21 protein-coding genes are annotated in these 18,052 nt (G+C 32.4%); 1 reads left to right on the top strand and 20 read right to left on the bottom strand.

Translation table 11 applies throughout. The features are described from left to right. Positions 1-278 precede the first annotated feature (278 nt). The 18 genes from ACNG5D_RS00975 to ACNG5D_RS00890 form a co-directional block, all read right to left on the bottom strand. On the bottom strand, positions 279-3,242 hold the full coding sequence (locus ACNG5D_RS00975) for a zincin-like metallopeptidase domain-containing protein (RefSeq protein ID WP_418181624.1): 2,964 nt from the start codon (positions 3,240-3,242) through the stop codon (positions 279-281). Between the two features lie 20 nt (positions 3,243-3,262). Next, positions 3,263-3,751: a hypothetical protein gene (locus ACNG5D_RS00970; RefSeq protein WP_418181623.1), complete on the bottom strand. Its 489-nt coding sequence runs from the start codon at positions 3,749-3,751 to the stop codon at positions 3,263-3,265. A gap of 108 nt (positions 3,752-3,859) precedes the next feature. Then, positions 3,860-4,192: a hypothetical protein gene (locus ACNG5D_RS00965; RefSeq protein ID WP_418181622.1), complete on the bottom strand. Its 333-nt coding sequence runs from the start codon at positions 4,190-4,192 to the stop codon at positions 3,860-3,862. A gap of 27 nt (positions 4,193-4,219) precedes the next feature. Next, a complete protein-coding gene (locus ACNG5D_RS00960; RefSeq protein WP_418181621.1) occupies positions 4,220-4,798 on the bottom strand; it encodes a hypothetical protein in 579 nt (192 codons plus the stop codon). A 51-nt stretch (positions 4,799-4,849) separates the two neighbouring features. Continuing rightward, the gene (locus tag ACNG5D_RS00955) at positions 4,850-5,062 is read right to left on the bottom strand and encodes a hypothetical protein (protein ID WP_418181620.1); all 213 of its coding nucleotides are present in this window, start codon (positions 5,060-5,062) and stop codon (positions 4,850-4,852) included. A gap of 2 nt (positions 5,063-5,064) precedes the next feature. Further along, entirely contained in the window at positions 5,065-7,470 is a 2,406-nt protein-coding gene (locus ACNG5D_RS00950; RefSeq protein ID WP_418181619.1) for an immunoglobulin-like domain-containing protein, read from the bottom strand. Positions 7,471-7,475: 5 nt separating this feature from the next. Next, a complete protein-coding gene (locus ACNG5D_RS00945) occupies positions 7,476-10,013 on the bottom strand; it encodes a hypothetical protein (protein WP_418181618.1) in 2,538 nt (845 codons plus the stop codon). Positions 10,014-10,045: 32 nt separating this feature from the next. Further along, entirely contained in the window at positions 10,046-10,345 is a 300-nt protein-coding gene (locus ACNG5D_RS00940) for a hypothetical protein (RefSeq protein ID WP_418181617.1), read from the bottom strand. Between the two features lie 15 nt (positions 10,346-10,360). Further along, the gene (locus ACNG5D_RS00935) at positions 10,361-10,978 is read right to left on the bottom strand and encodes a glycoside hydrolase family 108 protein (protein ID WP_418181616.1); all 618 of its coding nucleotides are present in this window, start codon (positions 10,976-10,978) and stop codon (positions 10,361-10,363) included. After that, entirely contained in the window at positions 10,978-11,424 is a 447-nt protein-coding gene (locus ACNG5D_RS00930; RefSeq protein WP_418181615.1) for a carboxypeptidase-like regulatory domain-containing protein, read from the bottom strand. The genes ACNG5D_RS00935 and ACNG5D_RS00930 overlap by 1 nt, the downstream gene beginning before the upstream one ends. Positions 11,425-11,436: 12 nt before the next feature. Next, positions 11,437-12,009, bottom strand: coding sequence for a hypothetical protein (locus ACNG5D_RS00925; RefSeq protein WP_418181614.1), 573 nt, complete (start codon positions 12,007-12,009; stop codon positions 11,437-11,439). A gap of 11 nt (positions 12,010-12,020) precedes the next feature. Continuing rightward, positions 12,021-12,215, bottom strand: coding sequence for a hypothetical protein (locus ACNG5D_RS00920; RefSeq protein ID WP_418181613.1), 195 nt, complete (start codon positions 12,213-12,215; stop codon positions 12,021-12,023). 2 nt (positions 12,216-12,217) lie between these two features. Continuing rightward, the gene (locus ACNG5D_RS00915) at positions 12,218-13,147 is read right to left on the bottom strand and encodes a hypothetical protein (RefSeq protein WP_418181612.1); all 930 of its coding nucleotides are present in this window, start codon (positions 13,145-13,147) and stop codon (positions 12,218-12,220) included. Between the two features lie 15 nt (positions 13,148-13,162). After that, positions 13,163-13,564, bottom strand: a complete 402-nt coding sequence (locus tag ACNG5D_RS00910; protein ID WP_418181611.1) for a hypothetical protein — start codon at positions 13,562-13,564, stop codon at positions 13,163-13,165. Between the two features lie 10 nt (positions 13,565-13,574). Beyond that, positions 13,575-13,937, bottom strand: coding sequence for a hypothetical protein (locus ACNG5D_RS00905; RefSeq protein WP_418181610.1), 363 nt, complete (start codon positions 13,935-13,937; stop codon positions 13,575-13,577). Between the two features lie 80 nt (positions 13,938-14,017). Next, the gene (locus ACNG5D_RS00900; RefSeq protein ID WP_418181609.1) at positions 14,018-14,653 is read right to left on the bottom strand and encodes a hypothetical protein; all 636 of its coding nucleotides are present in this window, start codon (positions 14,651-14,653) and stop codon (positions 14,018-14,020) included. 41 nt (positions 14,654-14,694) lie between these two features. Next, on the bottom strand, positions 14,695-15,141 hold the full coding sequence (locus ACNG5D_RS00895; protein ID WP_418181608.1) for a hypothetical protein: 447 nt from the start codon (positions 15,139-15,141) through the stop codon (positions 14,695-14,697). A gap of 53 nt (positions 15,142-15,194) precedes the next feature. Next, positions 15,195-16,829 carry a transglutaminase-like domain-containing protein gene (locus ACNG5D_RS00890; protein ID WP_418181607.1) on the bottom strand — a complete coding sequence of 545 codons (1,635 nt, stop codon included), beginning with the start codon at positions 16,827-16,829 and terminating at the stop codon, positions 15,195-15,197. A 299-nt stretch (positions 16,830-17,128) separates the two neighbouring features. Between ACNG5D_RS00890 and ACNG5D_RS00885 the strand changes: the two genes are divergently transcribed. Continuing rightward, positions 17,129-17,332, top strand: a complete 204-nt coding sequence (locus ACNG5D_RS00885; protein ID WP_418181606.1) for a hypothetical protein — start codon at positions 17,129-17,131, stop codon at positions 17,330-17,332. A gap of 20 nt (positions 17,333-17,352) precedes the next feature. Here ACNG5D_RS00885 and ACNG5D_RS00880 read toward each other — a convergent pair whose 3' ends face one another. Both ACNG5D_RS00880 and ACNG5D_RS00875 read right to left on the bottom strand, forming a co-directional pair. Beyond that, positions 17,353-17,508 carry a hypothetical protein gene (locus ACNG5D_RS00880; protein WP_418181605.1) on the bottom strand — a complete coding sequence of 52 codons (156 nt, stop codon included), beginning with the start codon at positions 17,506-17,508 and terminating at the stop codon, positions 17,353-17,355. 3 nt (positions 17,509-17,511) lie between these two features. Next, positions 17,512-18,042, bottom strand: coding sequence for a hypothetical protein (locus ACNG5D_RS00875; RefSeq protein ID WP_418181604.1), 531 nt, complete (start codon positions 18,040-18,042; stop codon positions 17,512-17,514). Positions 18,043-18,052 lie beyond the last annotated feature (10 nt).

Here is an 18,052-nt window from a genome sequence, read left to right as displayed (position 1 = left end):
TACCGCCTTTAACATAACGATATCCTTTTTTAAGTCTAGTACCGCAAGTAGATAGTGCCTTTTTTTTACTTACACTCATTTTGCAATTAGATTTTAAAGTTAAACATTAATTTGTATTTTCGTCATTCCTACGTCGAGAAAACAGAAAAAGCCAACAGCACCAGAAGACTTTTGTCCTCCAGTAGCCGTTGGCTCTCTGTTTAAATGACGTAGGAATTATTTAAAACTGGAGGACTTTTTTTACTTTTCTTCCTCCGTGAAAAGGTTTATTTTTATTATTATACTTGAACTGAACTTGGAAGCTCAATATTTTGATTAATTGTTTTTTTACTATAAAAGTTATAAGCTAATTCATTTAAGGGTATGTCTTGGTAGCGATTTTTTCTTGCTTGCACATAACTATCTCTAAAATCATCTTCTTTAACAACTTCTAAAATAACATCACCATCAAATGCTGCTTTTGCACCACCTCGCATTGTTCCATTTGTGGTACGCTGAAATATAGCTGCTATAAGTTTTCCATTTACGCCTTTTCTTAAATCATTATCAAAATCTACTTTGTATTTTTCATAAGCTTTATTCCAACTATCAACACCAACAAAATCATAATCTTTAATAATTGTCATAAACTCATCAAATGATGGCGGCAAATCACCAACAACATCAATAAGAGATTCATTCTTTGCATCAATATACATTGAAGCTTTGTCGGCAAACAATTTGCTTTCTGGATGTTCTTCTAAACTAAAAAACACACTTGTAAGACCAGCATTAGCAACCATGTTAATCATTTGAAACAAAACTCTAGTTTTACCACTTCCTGGAGGCGCATCTAAAGTAATTACCAATGAATGTATATTCTTTTTTTCTAACTTTCCTAAAAAATAGGCAAGTTCTCCTTCAAAATTGAAGAGCTTAACATTTGATGCTGCATTTTTTGCAGAAGTAATGCCTTGCACAAATCTATTTTTAGGTTCTTTATTAATTGTTTCATTTTGTCTAGTAGTATTTTTTTTTTCTAAACCCTGTTTTTGTTCATTAGCATTGTTTTTTAGGTACAAAACCTCATTATCCAACGCTTCAGTCGTTGGATCTCCTTTAATAGCATAAACGGATGGGATAATTGATGTACTATCATCAATCAAAACTGTACCTAATTTTTTGATATTTGGCTTGGTTTTTGTATTTTTGTTACTAGATAGCGATTTATTTTCTCCGTTAGAAGGCTCTCTTTTTGAACCTTTAGAAGATAAATCGTTTTTCTTTTGTCCTAAATCGTAATTTTTTAATACTGTTTTTCTGTTTTTATATAGCGTTATTGATATTCTTACATGCCTTTTTACACCATCAATTACAAGTTTAGATTTAAAGTTTAAGTACCCTAAAACGTCTTTTTTATCGTTAGGTTTTGGCTCTCCAAAATTATTGTAAGTAGAGTTTTTAATCAAAGTTTCTATACGCTCCAAAACCACAGCTTTTTCTTTATACATAGTACCCCCTTTTGCAATTTTACGACCAGCTTGCGTAGTAAAAACTATCTCTTTTAAACTATTTTTAATAGCTACTTTTTTACCCTTCAACTCGTTTAGGTAATATTTTAATGAAAAATCTCTAAGTTCTGAAACACGCATGTCTTTAAAAGCATCAGTTGTTATTTGTGTTTGTCCTTTTATACCAAATAATGCTATCTGTGTACCACTTTTTTGTGTTTTTGGTACACTTTTACTCTTTTTTGTTAGGGTTTTAGGTTTTGATGTTACAATTTTCAAGAATTTTGGCACACCTTTAGAATCTCTATCAAGTATATAATCAGCTGCTTTTTGTGCTTGCCCAGAAGCTTTAAAAATCGCCTTATTGTCCTTTTTTAAAATAGACAAAACTTTGTTTTTCCAACCTTTAATGTAAGCCGCGTTTTTTTTAAGTGTATGAAACAAAATACCACTTTCTGCATTTAAGTAAGCAGATCCTAGCTCGGCAACTAACTCTTCAAAGGCATATTGAGGCGAACCAAATTTATCAAAATTTACAACTCCTATTCGTTTTAGTCGTGTTTCATGGCCTGTAGCATGCACCAATTCATGGAATGCTGTTCCGTACCAAATAGCTACATTATCGTACTGCGATTTTAATGGCATAACCACCCTATCGGTTGTAGGTTGGTAATTTGGACTTTCTCCTTTACCAATATGTTTTTCAATAATTAGAGGCTTTTTAGGCATACTTTTAATTATTGCTTCTGCTGCATTAATTTTATCAACATCGCTTTCATGTACAGTAGCTTTTTTGTTAATCAATTTTCGTCTAGCTTCAAAATCTATACCTTCAATATCTTTTTCATTATAAACTTTGTAATACCTTAAAAACGGTATCTTTTTTAATGTTGCACATTTTTCACTCCTTGAAGCAGTTTTACAGTTATATAGCTTTGTAAGCTCCTTATACTTTTCTTCAGTAATTACTTCGTTTCCGTTTTTAAAAATAAAATTATAATAGACAGCTTCTAGACCAACAGAACCCTTTTTAAGCTTGCCATTGTTTTTTTCTATTTGCGAGAATGTCATCCAAAACAACTTATCGTCTGTAATTTGTATTAATTTTATTTTTGGAAGGTTTGTTTTTTTATCTAAAATTCTTACAGGGTAATGAGATAATAAAAGCGCATTAATACCTCGATAGTATTTGTTTATATTGTAATTTATTGGTAATGGCAGCTTAATAAATAGATTTTTGCCTTTATTTTCTTTTCTGCCATGATACCATGTTAAATCGCCTTGTGATTCAATAGCTGAAATTATACGATCTGTTACTATTTTATATACATCATCGGTTTTTATAGGTTTTGCTAATCCCGAAACTTCATCTTTACCAAAATTATTTAAAGTTTCGTTATCAATAAAAGGTATACCTAGACTTGCATAATATTGTTCGGATTTTTCTTCAACGTCTACGTTATTAATTTTTCTAGCAATTTTACGTTTTTGCTTTTTCACGCTTTTTTTAACTTTTTCAATCAGTTTTTTAGGCTTTGCTAGACTACCGTGTGCGGTTTCGTCAAATATTGCTGGAGTTTCAATTTCAAACTCAAAAACATCTGCCTTCGGGTGCTTATCTTCAACAGAAACAAGACGTTTAAAAACGTCAAATTGTTGCTCATTAAAGGCTTGAGTTCTTATAGCTGCTATTTCTTGTTTTGAAACTGTGCGCCCGTTTAGACTATTGAATTTTTCAACGCTATTTTTCATGTGGTGGTGGTTTTAAGTGATTATGCTTCTAAAGTAATAATATTTCCAAAAACTTCAACATCTACCTTATAGTTTAGACGTTCAAAATTTTTATCTAAATAATCTTGGCTATGTTTTAAAAACTCATTTGCCGCTTTATCTAAAGACAGTTTAAAAGTAGCTTCTGGTAATTCTACAATTTGTCTTGATGGTAAATTTAATTGATAAATATTAACATCTGCCTTACCTAAATAAACACCTTCTATATTATAAACTCTTATTTGTTTTATAACTATTTTGCTTGTAAGTGTTGCTCCAAAATCTATATTGGTTAAATTTTGAAGCGTTAAAACCGCATTAAAACTTACATTGCTAAATGAAAATTTAAAGTTTGATATTTTTTTAACACCAACTTTAATATTACTCATAACCTCTGAAGCTGTATTTATTTTTTTTTGTCCGTAAATAATTAAACTTCCTAATGTTATTGCAGAAACAATCAGTATTTTTTTTGCGCTATTCGTTTTCATTTTTTTATTTCTGGTTTTGGCAACACATCTTTTTTATCTAACCACTTGTTTAAATAATGAATAGTTATGCCATTTATTAAACTCAATATAACAATACGTTGTAATTGTTTACTCATTAGTTTTTTTGTATTTATTTTTTGAAAACCACCTGCTTATAAACCACTTCTTAACCGAATCTTTAGGCTTATTATTATGTATTTTAGTATTTGTAATTTCGTTATCAATTTTCGGGTAGGTTTCAATCACAGAAGATGCTCCATTTTTAGCTTTAAGCTTTTTTATTTCAGTTAAAAAATGATTTTCAATTTTAGTGGTTTCTTTTTCAATTGCTGCTTGTATGGTGCCATCAAATTCGCTAACTATTATTTTATTATTAACAATTAAAGCTATACTTATAAGCACTATATAAATACTATTTTCAATAACATTTCTCCAACTCATATTGTAAGATTTTTATAAAATTTTATATTAATATTCTGGCAACTTCATGCCATAAACTAGGGTGTCTAGAAATTTTATTCGTCGCCATTTCCAGTCTTTAATCCAATATACTTTTCCTAAACTATCTATTGCTGGCTCGTCGTATATTTTACTTACACCTGTAATAGCAACTTCAAGGTCGTTTTTGTACCAAAAATCGGCTATCCATCCGTAACCATTTTGAAAGTCTGTACGACCCATATTTTGGTGCCTGTTTTCGCCTTTAGGTTTAAAATGCTTACTCTCGTATGCCAGGTTATAATAGTTGCTATAAAAACTATCTTTCTTTTTTACTTTGTTCCAAACTTCTAAATCGAAGTCGTCAAATGTGCGGTTGTAGGCCACCATATTATCTAACAACGCGTTGTAAGCTTGTTTTAAATCTTTATTTTCGGCAACTAAAGACGCTACCTTACTTTCAAGCGTTTTGTTATCTAGATAATTACTATGGTTTAAATATAAATTTACAACTACCCCTAAGCATAGCGTTATATACCACGCTTTATTAATTTTAATAACATAGCCTAAAATGGTAATGGTTTTAGACTTTTTTACTTTTTCATTCATTTTTTATGGTTAAGTTCGTTACAACCCCTCAATTGTAATTTTGCAATTAGTTTAATTTTTTAATCTGTTATCTATAATTTTACCGAAAACCTCGCTTAATGCTTTTGGTGCGAATATTAAAACCGCACAAACAACTGTAAATCCAAACTCAGAAATACTTAATTCTAAATTGTTTGTCATGTATTTATACAACTGATAACCTATACCCGTTAATCCTATAACCATTAAAGCCCAATAACTTACTTTCCCCCTTGTTGTTTCCATACCTAATTCATTATTAAAATTAATTTCGATTTTCTACTCGCTTTGCCTGTTGATATTACTAAAGAACTTGTAGTTACCTGAATACTAGCACTTCCTATTTCATTACTTGCATCTTTTGTAATGATATTAACCGTGTAAGTAGTTCCTGATGTTAAGTTCGTTGCATTGTAGGTTGTACCACCTGTAACGTTGCTTGCAAATACACTATCTATTTCTACATCATAACTTACCGCTTCGTTAACCGCATCCCAACTAATTGTAAAACCAGTTTGAGAAATATTACTTGATACTATATTTGTTACTGGGTAACTACCTACTTCGTTTACATTTATCGTTCTAGTTTTTTGTTGCGCTACATTACTTTCTGAATCTGACACGTTGTAATTAATGTAGTAAGTGCCAGCTGTGGTTGTATCTATTGAACCTGTGGTTACTATATCATCGGTAATATCACCATCAGTTAAATCGTTTGCCGTTGCACCTGCATCAGTATAACTATCGCCTACATTTATGCTTACAGTTAGTGCGCCTGTAACTGTAATTACGGGAATGTCTGGGTCTGCCAGTATGTCTACAGAATTAGCATAATCTTCTAAATACATTCTTCCTGTATTTGGATTTATATCTCTCCCAGAGCTACCATTAGGTACATTTGATTGAAACCAATTTTCTGGAATATCTGTATCAGAAACATAGAAGCTTGCAAGCCTATTATTTTCAGGTAAAACTGGATAAAGCAATGCATTAGCATCAAACTTATCTCTGTACAATGAGCTAGTAGTTCCTTGTCTTGTTTTATTTGCTATATCATCAAAAATTTCTTGTTGGTAAGCATCATAGTATATACCATAAGTCCCGTCTGCGTTTAAATATTTGTTAGCTCCGACATCAGCTAGAACACTATTATAAGATGCTGACGTTGACTCTAAATTTGTTAATGGCGTGCCTATATATGGAAATTGTATAAATTCTCTATGCCTGTCAATGTCTGATTGCGTGGCAGGAGATTGTACATCTGAACTCGTAGTTCTCCAAATTACCATATAATCATCCCAACTGGTATCTGTCGGTAGATGGTCAGAGCTATCGTATCTATCTATGAACTCCCCCGAAGTGAAAACTCTAGGCGTTCTCCAGTCAAGTCCTGATTGATACTGCGCAATTTTATTAAAAGCATAGCTATCAAGCAAATCGCTTCTAGTACCGCCTCGATAGGTATTATTAATTCTATTAGTAAGCGAGTTATTAAAATGAGTGCTCATACGCCAACCATAATTATACATTACGTTGTTGTAATATTCAAAATTACCATTCCCACTAATATTAGGTCTATGGTCGGAATGGGCTATTAAATTATGATGAAATGATTGGCTACCAGCTAAATCTATTCTATTGTTATCAGAGCCAGAACCTCCCAATAAAGCTGCTGTGTTACAATCTGCAATCAACGTCCATTGAATAGTAGTATTCCCTATTTCTTCTGCACCTGTGTTATTATCATCTTGTGTGGAAATACCTGTTGTAGTATGTACATATCTTACATCTATATGATCTAATACAATTTCATTACCCCCAGCTATAGCTATACCTTGTGTATTTTGAGGTACAGAATTACCTCCAATAACTAAAGGATGAAAATATCCTGTATTAACCACTCTAAAGTATCTAAAAATTAAATTTTTACCTCTATTAAAATCAAATCTAGGTACTTCAATAGTTATCCCCCCTTCTGGAGCTGTTTGCCCTAAAATTGTAAGATTTGCAGAATTACTATTCCTTACTCTACTATGCATTACAATTGTACCGCTAACGTCAAATACTATAATTCTGGGCGTAGTTTTCCAATTTGGGTCTAGAGCTGAAGATATAGCTCTTCTAAAAGTACCTTCATAGTAATCCCCTGTATTTGGGTCTAGAGCTGGTTCATGTACACCATCTGAATCTAAAACAAAAGGGTCATCTAATGTAGTAACATGGTATACTACACCACCACGACCACCTGTAGCATAAGCACCTGCTCCATAAGCTGAAGGAAATGCTTTTATCATCTCGTCTTTGACGACAAAAACAGCCTTACCTCTTGAAATTGTGTAATTAGCACTTGGAGTAATATCGACTTCTAAACGCTCTCTAGTAGTAGGAGAAGAACCGGTTTTTGAAAACTCAATTAACTTAGAAATTTCTCCTGGTTGAAATGTAACACTTCCATTGGTTAAATCTGTTTTAGAAGCAGCTGCCCCACTTACAGTATAATTAACAGTTAAAACAGAAGCTTGTGGCTCATTAATATAAACCCTAAGTATTCCTCCTTGATTATTGTTTATATACTTCCTGTACGCTTTTACACTTGCTATTTGCGAAAACCCAAAAGCCGACAAAAAGAAAAATATGTATAATAATTTTTTCATTTAGTTTAATTTTGAGTAACTGATAAATCTTGTAACTCAAAGAATGAGCCATCTTGAGGATTATACTGCTGAAATCTAAAACGAGCTGTGCCTGTAGCTGATGGCGTAACCGTTCTAGTATATGTGTCAAATGATTCTGTAAATTCTATACTACTATCTAAAGTCGCATTAGTAGCTCCTAGTGTTGCGCTAATAGTCGTGTTTGGATTTGATGTACCAAACCTATTAGCTAAACCAGCAATTTGTAAGGTATATGTTTCGCCTAATTCCACAGGAAAAGTAATATATATCCATATAGCACCACCGTCACCATTAGTAACATCTCCTCTTAATTTATGTCCGCCTCCAGATTTTGCTTGCGAGGTTAAAGTTACTATACCTAAATCTACTACTATATCATCTGTGTCATTCTCGTTATTTGTAGCACTTAAAGCATTAGCGTAAGGGTATAGGTTGCCAACTGTAGGCGGCGGTGGTGTGTAATACTCCCAAGCATTTCCCGTTACAAAATAGTTGTTTGCACCATCGTGGTTTAAATTAATAGTTGTTTTTGTGCTGTCTGAAATAGTTTGTATGTACTGTCTTGACGAACCATTATTTATTGGATAATTTAACTTTAGTTTACCTCCTCCTGTTCTAACAAAATTAAAAACATAATTATCATTAGGCGCTATGTTTAGCGTGGCATCATTTGGAATGGTTATCGATACACTATCATTTAAAACTCCTTCGTATATGTTTCTATAACCATAATCAATAAATGTAGTATCTAATGTTACATTGGTTAATATTTTATTATAAGAAAAAGCTTCGGTAGTAGCAACTGTATTTGTACGCCAATTAGTATTACCAAAATAAGTATCTAGCAAATTCTCTATTTCAATTGCTGTTAAATCGGCAGTTGCATTGCTTTCAATACCTGCTAACTTTGTGGCATCGCCACTTGGATAAGTATTCTTTGCTGTGTTTAACGCAATAGCATCGTTTTGTGTGGTTTGCTCGCTTTGTAGCGCGTTAATATTATTAGCATTGTTGGTTATACCGCTAATATCTTGATCGCCTGTATTAGTACCGCTTTGATTTGCTAATTTTGTTTTTTCTGAATCTGTAAAAGCATTAGTATTGGCGTTACTTTCATATTTTGTTTTTATTGTGCTTGCAGTTTCTCCACTTGCAGACAACACAACGGCATCTAATTCATCTTTTAATTCTTTAATAACATCTTGAACATTTGTAGTATCTAATGTTAAATAAGGTATAAACGATGTTCTTGATGCTTTGGCATCGGTAGTTCTATCGTCTAATAAATCTGAAAATTTCATTACACCGCTTACTTCGTCTAAATCCGAAGCTATAACACCACTTACAATACCAGCTGCTTTATTTTTTAACCTAAAAAATGTTGGAGCTGGCTCGTAATCATTTTGCGTGCTAATTAACTGTCCAATTGTGTTATTCGTTGTAAAATACAATGTTTTAAATCCCCAATACTGCCCATAACTACTAACTATTAATTTTGAGCCATCAGATGAAATTGCTAGTTTAACAAAGTTTACATTTGATGTAATTGCAGAAAAATCTACTTCATTATATACTTTTACCGCTGTACTTAAATCGCCTGCAACAGATAAATTATATTGTGTTAAATATCCTGTTCTTGACAGCAAGAATAATCTTGTTTTATCTTGCGAAAAATCAAAACCGAAATTTGGCGATTCTAAAAGCATTTCATTAACTAATGTTCTAGTAGTAACATCAAAAGGTGTGCTTAAATTATAGTGCCTAATTGAACCAGACAACACATATAAATTTACACCATCATTTGTTAAGTGTATGTCGTAATCGCCTATATTATAACCAAAAGTATCTGTACTCACTAATGTAACGTTATCAAAACCATAAGCTGTATCTGTACTATAAATATCTACTTTACCTGTGTTTAAATCGCCATTAGCATAAGCATAGTGTGTTCCGCTTGATGTTATATGAAATGCACCACCTTGACCTAACAACGCTTCGGTATCAACTTGTGTAATATTGTCCGTTTCAAAAGGTTCAGATAAACTATACCTAATTGCACCAGCATTATGCATACTACCATACAAGTAATTTCCATCGCTAGAAATTGTCATTCCAGCCGCTTGATATGGCGATGCTGTAGATTCTGTTCCTTTGTCTAAAATAAAAGAGTTTTCTAGCTTAAACCATAAATCGGAAGTATTGGAGGTTTTTTCATAATTTAAATTATTTATATATTCTGCCACTTGTGCTTTTATAGAACCTACACCACTTAAACTGGTTGAAGCAATGCTTTCGGTAACACTTATTTGGTCGTTGCCAAATGGTTTCCATCCTGTGCCATCAAAATAATATGGTTTATTTGAAACGCTATCAAAATGAAACTGTCCATCTTTCGGATTAGATGGGAAAGTTGATTTTGGCACAATGTAATATCCATCAGGAAATCTATCTGGGCGATTACCTACTTGTGAATAACTAAAATAAGAAACAACTAAAACTATATATAAAATTATTTTTTTCATGTGAAAATGTGTGGTTTTAAGTGATTTTTTTGTTAAAAAAATGGGATTATTTGAATAATATCGCCCGCATCTGAAGCAAAATTTAATGTAACCTCTTGGCTATCTTCTTGATGTGTAAAATCTCCATTAGGATTTTGAACCGTAATAGGCATTTGAGTTTTTTGATTATGTATAACTATTACTGCTTTAACAGGTTTAGACAACTCGAAAAGTTGTTGGTCTTGTGCTGCAACAAATACTTCTGGAACACCTGAACCATTGCCGGAAGTGTTGTTATTACTATTAGCACTACCAAAAACACCTATTCCTATACTACCGCCTACGCTTACCATAATTTACCTTTTTAATTAATTTTTATTTTTTGAAATATTGTTTACATATAATCCAATACCTGTTAATGTTGCTAATACTAAGAAAATTGAAATCTTTTTTTTTTCTTTAAAAACAAAAGTACTTAGCCTTTTTAGCCATGCTTTTTCCCATGGCCCACCAATGTTTTTATAAAAATTTTCTCTTGCTTTTTTTAATGCTTCGTGTAACTGTTTTGAATTTGTGTTATTTATGGCACTTCTTGTTTTATCTCCAATTGCTCCATCTACTTTAAGGTTAAATCCAAAATTATCGTTTAACGTTTCCTGTACTAGTTTAGCTGCTGCGCCTGTGCCAGCATTTACCGCATGATCTGCAAGAATATTTGCCACACTTTGGTTGTTTATATATGTAGCTCCTATTTTATCCCAATACCATACTTTCATAATTTCTAAAGCTATGGTTTTGGTTATATTTCGCATGTCTATTTCGGTTGGCACTCGACCTATCCAATTTTCGTAAACAGGCGCACTAACTCCATGATTTGTACCTACCAACTCGCCACGAGAATTATAGTTTCCCGAATCGTTTTGAAGTTTTTGATAACCTCCTTCAGCATTAACAAGTAACGGTATGTACAAATTAAAACTCGCCATTACACTTTAACTTTAACAGCTTTTTTTGGTGTTGGTTTTTTTTCGTCATCGCTACTACTATAAACTAATAAAACAATGCCTATTGTTGCTAAAGCTGCAAACACCCAATTTTTCTTTTTCTTAGCTATTACTACTACTTCATCTAGAATACCAGCCTCTTCTTGCAGATATTCAACAGGCAACACATCTTTTGCTGGCACCGTAATATTTCCGTATGCAACATGCGAAAACACTATAACATCATCTGGCATAGCGTCTAATTGAAAAAAACCATTTGCATTTGTTATAGTGCCCTTATTAGGGTTATTTTGTTTATACACGTTTACGTTTTCTATAGGTAAAGCTGTATTAAAATCTAATATTTGAGATTTTATATCCATAATTTTGAAAGGATTATATAATTGTGATTTATCGCACCCACAACCTAATTGAGTATTTGAATTCATTACTTTAAATTTTTAAAATATTCCTGGTAAAACCATTCTTATTTGTTGTAATTCGTTATTATCTAACTCGGCAGCAATCCAATAACTTAAATTTCTTTTTGAAGCTGGCCACATACCCTCGCCTGCTCCATCGTATCGAGGTGTACCAAATTTTATAGCTATCATTCCGTAATCTGCAACAGTAATATTGCTAAGTGCCATTTTAACTCGCTCGAAATCTGTACCGAAACCATCCATGGCTTCTAACAAAACATTAGCTCGGTTTTGCGCTTCTAAATCTGTAATTGTTACAGGAATTGTTCCTGCATTACCAATAGGACTATCACTACTGTTTAGATTTGGATCTTTTAATTCTTTTACTAATTGATCTAAAGTTGTTGAAGCGACATCGGCAGCACTCCCAACTACATTTCCAACTTTTGAAGCGTTAGAAATTGTTTTTAAAACTAAAACCGTAAGCACTGCAACACCACCAACAACAACCCAGCTTAATGCACCTTTGGTATCTTTATTTACTTTGTTAGCACCTTCTTTTACTTTTGGTGCAGCTTTACTTGCGGCTTTTACCACGGCTACTGTGCTCATAATATTGTATTTTAAATGCCTAAATATTTTTTAACTACATTAAACATTAATGCGGTTTTAAAATACCCGATAGCTTTTTTACTTTTACTTAATTCTGCTAAACGTGTTAAAACTACCGTATCTAAATTGTTTAGCTCTGAAAACGCTTCGTGGCGTTTGTTCTCATCGGCTGCATTTGCGCCTGTAATTTTTATTATTGTTGCCATTTTTAAGATTGTTTTTGTTGTTCTAATTGGTTTAATCCAGTTACTAAATAAGTTTGAAAATCATCTGAAGCTAACAAACCTTGTGCTGTTTGAATTATTAATAACACCGCTTCATCTGGATAGTCTTGTAATAGTGCCATTAATTGTTGTTTTGTTTTAGACATATTAGCCATAGGATTACCCATACCAACAGCTGTAGGTTTTCCTTTTATAGATTCTAAAAGTTCTGGAGTTTTGCTTAACAATGTGCCTAAACCATTTGCAATAGCTTCATTATTCATTAATTTTTCAAGCGCACTTTCTTTATTAGCTAAAGCTTGTTGTTTTTCAAAATCTTTCCTATCAATTATAGTTTCTAGTTTCTTTTCGGCAGTATGACACTTCTCTTTTTCAATCCTAAGTTCGCTTTTTACATCGGCTAATTCGCTTTCTGCTTTTTTTAGCTTTTCTGATAAATCAATAAAACGTTCTTCTTTAACTTTCATTGAAATTAACTCGTGCTGTGGCACTTGCGTATACCCCATACCACTTACGGGTGCAGCCATTTGAGGTGCTGCAACTTGATGTTGTGTGTTTTGTGGTGTTTGTGTATTCATATTTGCATCGGTTTGTGTAGGGGATGGGGTTTCTTTTGGTGTTTGGTTTGAAAAAGTAAGCGTAGTTTCGCTACGTACTTTTGCAGACGAACCTTCCATACGTTTTAAATATAATACAGCTCCATTTGTAAATCCGTGATTTGGCAAATCTTCAATAAAGGCTTTTATGCTTGGTGCTACGCTTAAAACATCTTTTTTTGACCATAAAAATCGATTATGCGAAGCATTTTCTTTTCTGCGTTTTGCAGCACCTTGAACAATAGAAATAACACCTGTACGATTACTAAGGTGCTGTTCTATTATATTAAAAATTTGTGCATTTTTATCTGGAGTCATAATAAACTAATCTGTTTAACATTTATCTACAAGAAACCTAACAATAGCTTGCTTTCCTGTAAATGGAGTGGTGTTGTTTGCGTAAACATTAGGGTCAAACTCTATTTTTATTTGCTGGTCGCAAACACGGCTTTCGTTATTTATACCAAAAGATTCGCCAGGGTAAATAGGTTCTTTTTCTTCTACAGCACTTGTACTTATAAAAATAATGTGCGCTCCTAAATTACGTAGTGTAAAACCACGAACACCTAAATTTGCACCTTCTTTTTTTAAATCTAATACCTGATCTTGACCAAAACGTTTAACGCGTGTTGTGGTTTCTGTACCATACACTTTTTTTCTTAATAAAGAAATAATGTGTTGCAAGCAACCTAAAACTGTTTCGGGCATACTTAAATAATTGTTTTTATCGCTCATTACAAATCATTTAATCATTACAAGATTCCTCAATCATAAAGATTAATTGCGCTTTAAAATCGGCTGTTGCAATGTTTCCTTCAGCTACAGCATCAATAGACACTTCCAAACTTGAATCGAATTCGCATGGCTTAAAACCATCTTTATAACCGCCACCTTGTTGAATAAAATCTCTAAAATCGGTTGCGTTAATTAATGGATTATTCCCATCGGTAACGCTTAAATTTAAACGTTGATTTACTGGAGTAGCACTAGAAATATGTATTAGCTTAACACCAACACATTTACCTTTTTTTAATGGTGTAGCTTTACTAAAACTTGGCGAGCCTACCGCAATAGAAATATCTACTTTATCATAAATATATTTTACCATGATGTTTTTTGTTTTAAAAAAAGCCTTTAAGCACATTACATACCTAAAGGCTTTTTATTTATAAAATACTTTTGTTTTATTTAGTATGTGGTAGCGGTTTCAAAACCTTTTAAAATTAGCTCTACATACGAAGCATCATCGCCACCTGTATAAGCAAATGCTGCGTTTTGCCCAAACTCTATTTTAAGACCTGTTATAGTTTCACTTTTAAGTAAAGCTAACTGAATTTCTAACCATCTTTCGTCGGTGTTTTTGGCTTCATTAATAGCTGCAATAGATATTTTTCTAATTACTTTTTCGTCTTGTTCGATTATTAAATTAGCCGATTTTAATGCTGGAGGTAAAGCTGCTGTATAATTAACAGAATCATACTTTGTGCCTACGGTAGCTGTTGCACCTGTACCATAATTTAATTGTAAATTCTCTAAAACAAAGTTTAAATTATTTGCAAGCTGATTACCATTAAAATCGTTAATACCACGTATAGCAGAATTAAAACCTTGTAATAAATCTACTGTACCACCAGCCGATACTTCATTACGAACAACTAATGTTTTATCACGAGGATTAATTTTTCCTTGTGAAATTAACAACTGCGTGTTTGCCGACAAGCTTGGCCCCATTAATACTAAAAAGGCAAGTACTGTAAATAGTTTTGGTTTCATGGTATCTCTTAACCATTGAATACCTCTTAATTTGTTTTGAATGTCTAACATGATTTGTTTTTTTATGATGTTGTTTTAAAATTTATTTGTTTTTATCCTAATTGAAAAATATTAGATTCCGTAGGATTACCTAATTGAAAAGCCGCTGGATTACCCATAGCTCTGCCAGCCATAGAAGCTCTTAATGCCGCCATTGCTTTTTCAGGTTGTATGCCTGTTCCTGATGATGATGGAGAAAGCTCGAATGCATCTTGTAGCACGGCTACATCGCTTGCATGATCTTCTACTAATTCTTTAGCACCATCGTAAACTTGTTTAGCAACTACTCCTGCGCTTACCGCTTGAATGTGCTTGTTAGGTACTGCAACAACTCCTAGTATTCCAATGGCGGCCACAATTCCTTTTGAAGCCCATTTATTGTTAACTAGTGAATCTAAAGCCTTAACCCCTACATTTGAACCTGCAAACCCTACGGCTGCTTCGCCAGCTGTAACCAAAGCATCGCCTGCTTTGTTTACTGTTAATTTGTTAAATTTCATCGTTTTTAATTTTAATTAATAATTATATAAAGTGTGCTTCAATGCACTTGCTTTTATTTTTTTGAAGATGTTTTTTTGCCTTCATCTTTTGTGGCAAAATATATTCCTGTTACCAAGGCCAAACCTAGCACGATACCTAAAGCGCCATCGCCTGCTTTTTGCTTATTACCATCAACAACATCATTTGCGGTGTCTAAAAAACTTTCAAGCGCATTTCTAAACTTTACTTGTCTATAAGTTGCGTTACCATGTTGTTTTTCGCTTTTATGATAATCTTTTTGCCCTGTATATGCTTGCGGGTAAGTAAATTCAGCTGGAGCAACATGTTCAGTAATTTCAATATCATATTCATTTTCAATCTGCTTTAACATCATATCTGTTTGTGTTTTTGCTCCAGTCACTACATCTGTGTAAATTTGAATAGCTTCTCTACTACAAGATCTCCAATTTGCGCCATTAGGCAGATACTCTGCGTACATCACGTAACTAATATCTACTGCTTTTAATAAAAAATTTAAATGCTTTTCTAATTCCTCTGTAGATGTTGTATTAGTTACAGAACCTACCGCAGTTTCAAAAAAAGGAACATGAATTTTAGAAACTTGGTCAGCTACTTTTGCAGGCGTGAAAGTGCTATTCCAACAACTTAAATTAAAACCATTAGCGAATACCGCTCCAAATGTTTTACTAAATAAATCCTTTGGAATTAATTTAGTAAGCATTGGTCCAAATTTTTTAACAAACTTTAATGCTTTTGGTAATAATTTAACAGTTAATGGTACTGGTGCTGGTACTAAACCTAAACCATATGGTTTAGAATCTATTCCAAATAACTCTCCAACAGTAGGCTCTATACCCGCATCTATATAATATTCTAGATGATTTATCACACCATTTACCGCCTCTCTAGGTAATCCTTGTCTTTCTAGTTCATCTAAAAAACTATAAAAATTCTTAAAAGCCTGTTCTAAGATTTTGAAATCTGGCAAATCGTACCCTTTTGTTATACCTACAACTGGTATTTGTGTATCTCTACCATAACCCAAACCGCTTGTATTACAACCGCAAGCTAAAAATGGAGATGACAACCCTTGTATTACTAATTTTGGTTCCATATAAATATCGTCTTTATCGTTAAATGGCAACTCGTTGTTTAATTCTATTGTACCATCAATAATTAAATAGTCTTTTAAAAATTTAGAATTATTAGGCAACTTACCTGTTGTTTGATTATTAGGTATTACTACGTAAACATGTGTAAATGCATCGCTTTGAACGTCTTGTTTTATGCGTCTTAAATAATGTTTAATACCAAGATTTAACAAAATAGTACTAGCAAAAATGGTATAACTTTTACAGTCTGTACCTTGTTTTCTAGTTTCCCATGCAATGGCAGGACTTTTAAGTTTTTGCACTTCGCCATCAATAGTGTATTGAATGTGCCAAAACAAAAACCATTGTATATTATTTATTGTTTCTTGAACAGTTTTACCTGCCAACACCAAAGCTAATTTTTTAGTTTCGTGAATATGTTTTTTAGCCCATTTAGCCATTTCTTTAATAGCTACAGCTGTATTTCCTTTAGCTAGATTAACAACTTTTCCGGTGCTTTTAGAAATTAAACCATTATACTCTTGACCACTTAAAATAGACCTGTGCAACGATTTATTTATATCTTCTCTTGTCATGCTTTACCTAATTTCAAAGAACAAGTAAAGCGCATTAAAACATAATGCGCTTTCTTTAACCAATTTCCCTAAATAATAACCTTAAACTTCATAAAATGAATACTTTATTATGACTACTTTAGGCTGTAAATTTGATTATTTTTAAATGGTGTTTTTATAATTAATTAGGATTTTAAACGATTTTTAACGGTTATTAATGGTTTTTTAGCATTTAGCACTAATAATAAGTTAAAACTATGTTGTTTGTTTTAAATAATAGTTTTTATTTATTAATTTTGAACAACTTAAAACCACACCACATGAAACCACTACCTTGCGTTTGCACCAAAGGAAGATTACACAAAGTAATTAACGGCAGTAGAGATGCTTACCTTGCCGATATTATTAATAAAACTATTGCTAAAACTAGAAATATTGCTATTGAAGAAGCTAAAAGAATTAAAAAACTCACCAAAAAAGAGTGTACCATTGTTATGGATGCTTTTGGCGAGTTGGAAGAGTAATATTTATTTGATTTTACTAATTATATTTCAACAGCATCACATTTAAAAATAATTTGGTTGCCTATATATTTGTAGTAATTTTTTGAAGTGTTTGTTACTTTAAAATTTTCATGTATTTTATTTACATACCACATAGATGCTTGCGATTTTACTATTTTTACTTTTAAAGTTTTCATAGTTTAATACCTTAAATCTGTCCAATGAATAATTTTACCTTTAAAACTGGTATTAAAGTATGCAAAAAATGCTTCAATACTTTTAAAACCATCGTTTCTTACTAATGCTTCTAGCTGCAAACCTACTATCCATCGATTATTTATATAGACTCTTGGTATAGGTGTTTTTAAACCATCTGGATCGTGCCAAACTATTTCAATATTTTGTATTGCTTTGCACTTTAATACGGGTGCAAACAAGTGTTGGTTTTTGGTACGTGTGTAAATGTAAAAATGTATTAAGTTTCCTGTTTTCCATCGGTTATTTTTATCCTCTCTTATGGTATGTAATTTTGGATGGTTAACATCGGTTTTATAATCTTGTTTTAATTTTCTTTGAAGAAAAACATAGTCCTGATAATAAAAAAACAGGTTTTCATTATTGGGTTGTAATGTTTCTATACTTTTTAAAATTTTTGGCACAAACAACGTTGGAGTGTTTGCTAATATTTCTGGTAAATATTTAGGATATGTGGTACTAAATGAACAATTCATATTGTGTGGT

The organism is Algibacter ulvanivorans (assembly GCF_048381495.1).
Classification (GTDB): Bacteria; Bacteroidota; Bacteroidia; order Flavobacteriales; family Flavobacteriaceae; genus Algibacter_B; species Algibacter_B ulvanivorans.
Note: the sequence above shows the minus strand (reverse complement) of the source record. Positions and strands in the feature narration are given on the sequence as shown.

What these genes read in the sequence shown, in the direction of transcription:
- ACNG5D_RS00975 (WP_418181624.1), bottom strand. Translation starts at nt 3,242, where the DNA reads ATGAAAAATAGCGTTGAAAAATTCAATAGTCTAAACGGGCGCACAGTT.
- ACNG5D_RS00970 (WP_418181623.1), bottom strand. Translation starts at nt 3,751, where the DNA reads ATGAAAACGAATAGCGCAAAAAAAATACTGATTGTTTCTGCAATAACA.
- ACNG5D_RS00965 (WP_418181622.1), bottom strand. Translation starts at nt 4,192, where the DNA reads ATGAGTTGGAGAAATGTTATTGAAAATAGTATTTATATAGTGCTTATA.
- ACNG5D_RS00960 (WP_418181621.1), bottom strand. Translation starts at nt 4,798, where the DNA reads ATGAATGAAAAAGTAAAAAAGTCTAAAACCATTACCATTTTAGGCTAT.
- ACNG5D_RS00955 (WP_418181620.1), bottom strand. Translation starts at nt 5,062, where the DNA reads ATGGAAACAACAAGGGGGAAAGTAAGTTATTGGGCTTTAATGGTTATA.
- ACNG5D_RS00950 (WP_418181619.1), bottom strand. Translation starts at nt 7,470, where the DNA reads ATGAAAAAATTATTATACATATTTTTCTTTTTGTCGGCTTTTGGGTTT.
- ACNG5D_RS00945 (WP_418181618.1), bottom strand. Translation starts at nt 10,013, where the DNA reads ATGAAAAAAATAATTTTATATATAGTTTTAGTTGTTTCTTATTTTAGT.
- ACNG5D_RS00940 (WP_418181617.1), bottom strand. Translation starts at nt 10,345, where the DNA reads ATGGTAAGCGTAGGCGGTAGTATAGGAATAGGTGTTTTTGGTAGTGCT.
- ACNG5D_RS00935 (WP_418181616.1), bottom strand. Translation starts at nt 10,978, where the DNA reads ATGGCGAGTTTTAATTTGTACATACCGTTACTTGTTAATGCTGAAGGA.
- ACNG5D_RS00930 (WP_418181615.1), bottom strand. Translation starts at nt 11,424, where the DNA reads ATGAATTCAAATACTCAATTAGGTTGTGGGTGCGATAAATCACAATTA.
- ACNG5D_RS00925 (WP_418181614.1), bottom strand. Translation starts at nt 12,009, where the DNA reads ATGAGCACAGTAGCCGTGGTAAAAGCCGCAAGTAAAGCTGCACCAAAA.
- ACNG5D_RS00920 (WP_418181613.1), bottom strand. Translation starts at nt 12,215, where the DNA reads ATGGCAACAATAATAAAAATTACAGGCGCAAATGCAGCCGATGAGAAC.
- ACNG5D_RS00915 (WP_418181612.1), bottom strand. Translation starts at nt 13,147, where the DNA reads ATGACTCCAGATAAAAATGCACAAATTTTTAATATAATAGAACAGCAC.
- ACNG5D_RS00910 (WP_418181611.1), bottom strand. Translation starts at nt 13,564, where the DNA reads ATGAGCGATAAAAACAATTATTTAAGTATGCCCGAAACAGTTTTAGGT.
- ACNG5D_RS00905 (WP_418181610.1), bottom strand. Translation starts at nt 13,937, where the DNA reads ATGGTAAAATATATTTATGATAAAGTAGATATTTCTATTGCGGTAGGC.
- ACNG5D_RS00900 (WP_418181609.1), bottom strand. Translation starts at nt 14,653, where the DNA reads ATGTTAGACATTCAAAACAAATTAAGAGGTATTCAATGGTTAAGAGAT.
- ACNG5D_RS00895 (WP_418181608.1), bottom strand. Translation starts at nt 15,141, where the DNA reads ATGAAATTTAACAAATTAACAGTAAACAAAGCAGGCGATGCTTTGGTT.
- ACNG5D_RS00890 (WP_418181607.1), bottom strand. Translation starts at nt 16,829, where the DNA reads ATGACAAGAGAAGATATAAATAAATCGTTGCACAGGTCTATTTTAAGT.
- ACNG5D_RS00885 (WP_418181606.1), top strand. Translation starts at nt 17,129, where the DNA reads ATGAAACCACTACCTTGCGTTTGCACCAAAGGAAGATTACACAAAGTA.
- ACNG5D_RS00880 (WP_418181605.1), bottom strand. Translation starts at nt 17,508, where the DNA reads ATGAAAACTTTAAAAGTAAAAATAGTAAAATCGCAAGCATCTATGTGG.
- ACNG5D_RS00875 (WP_418181604.1), bottom strand. Translation starts at nt 18,042, where the DNA reads ATGAATTGTTCATTTAGTACCACATATCCTAAATATTTACCAGAAATA.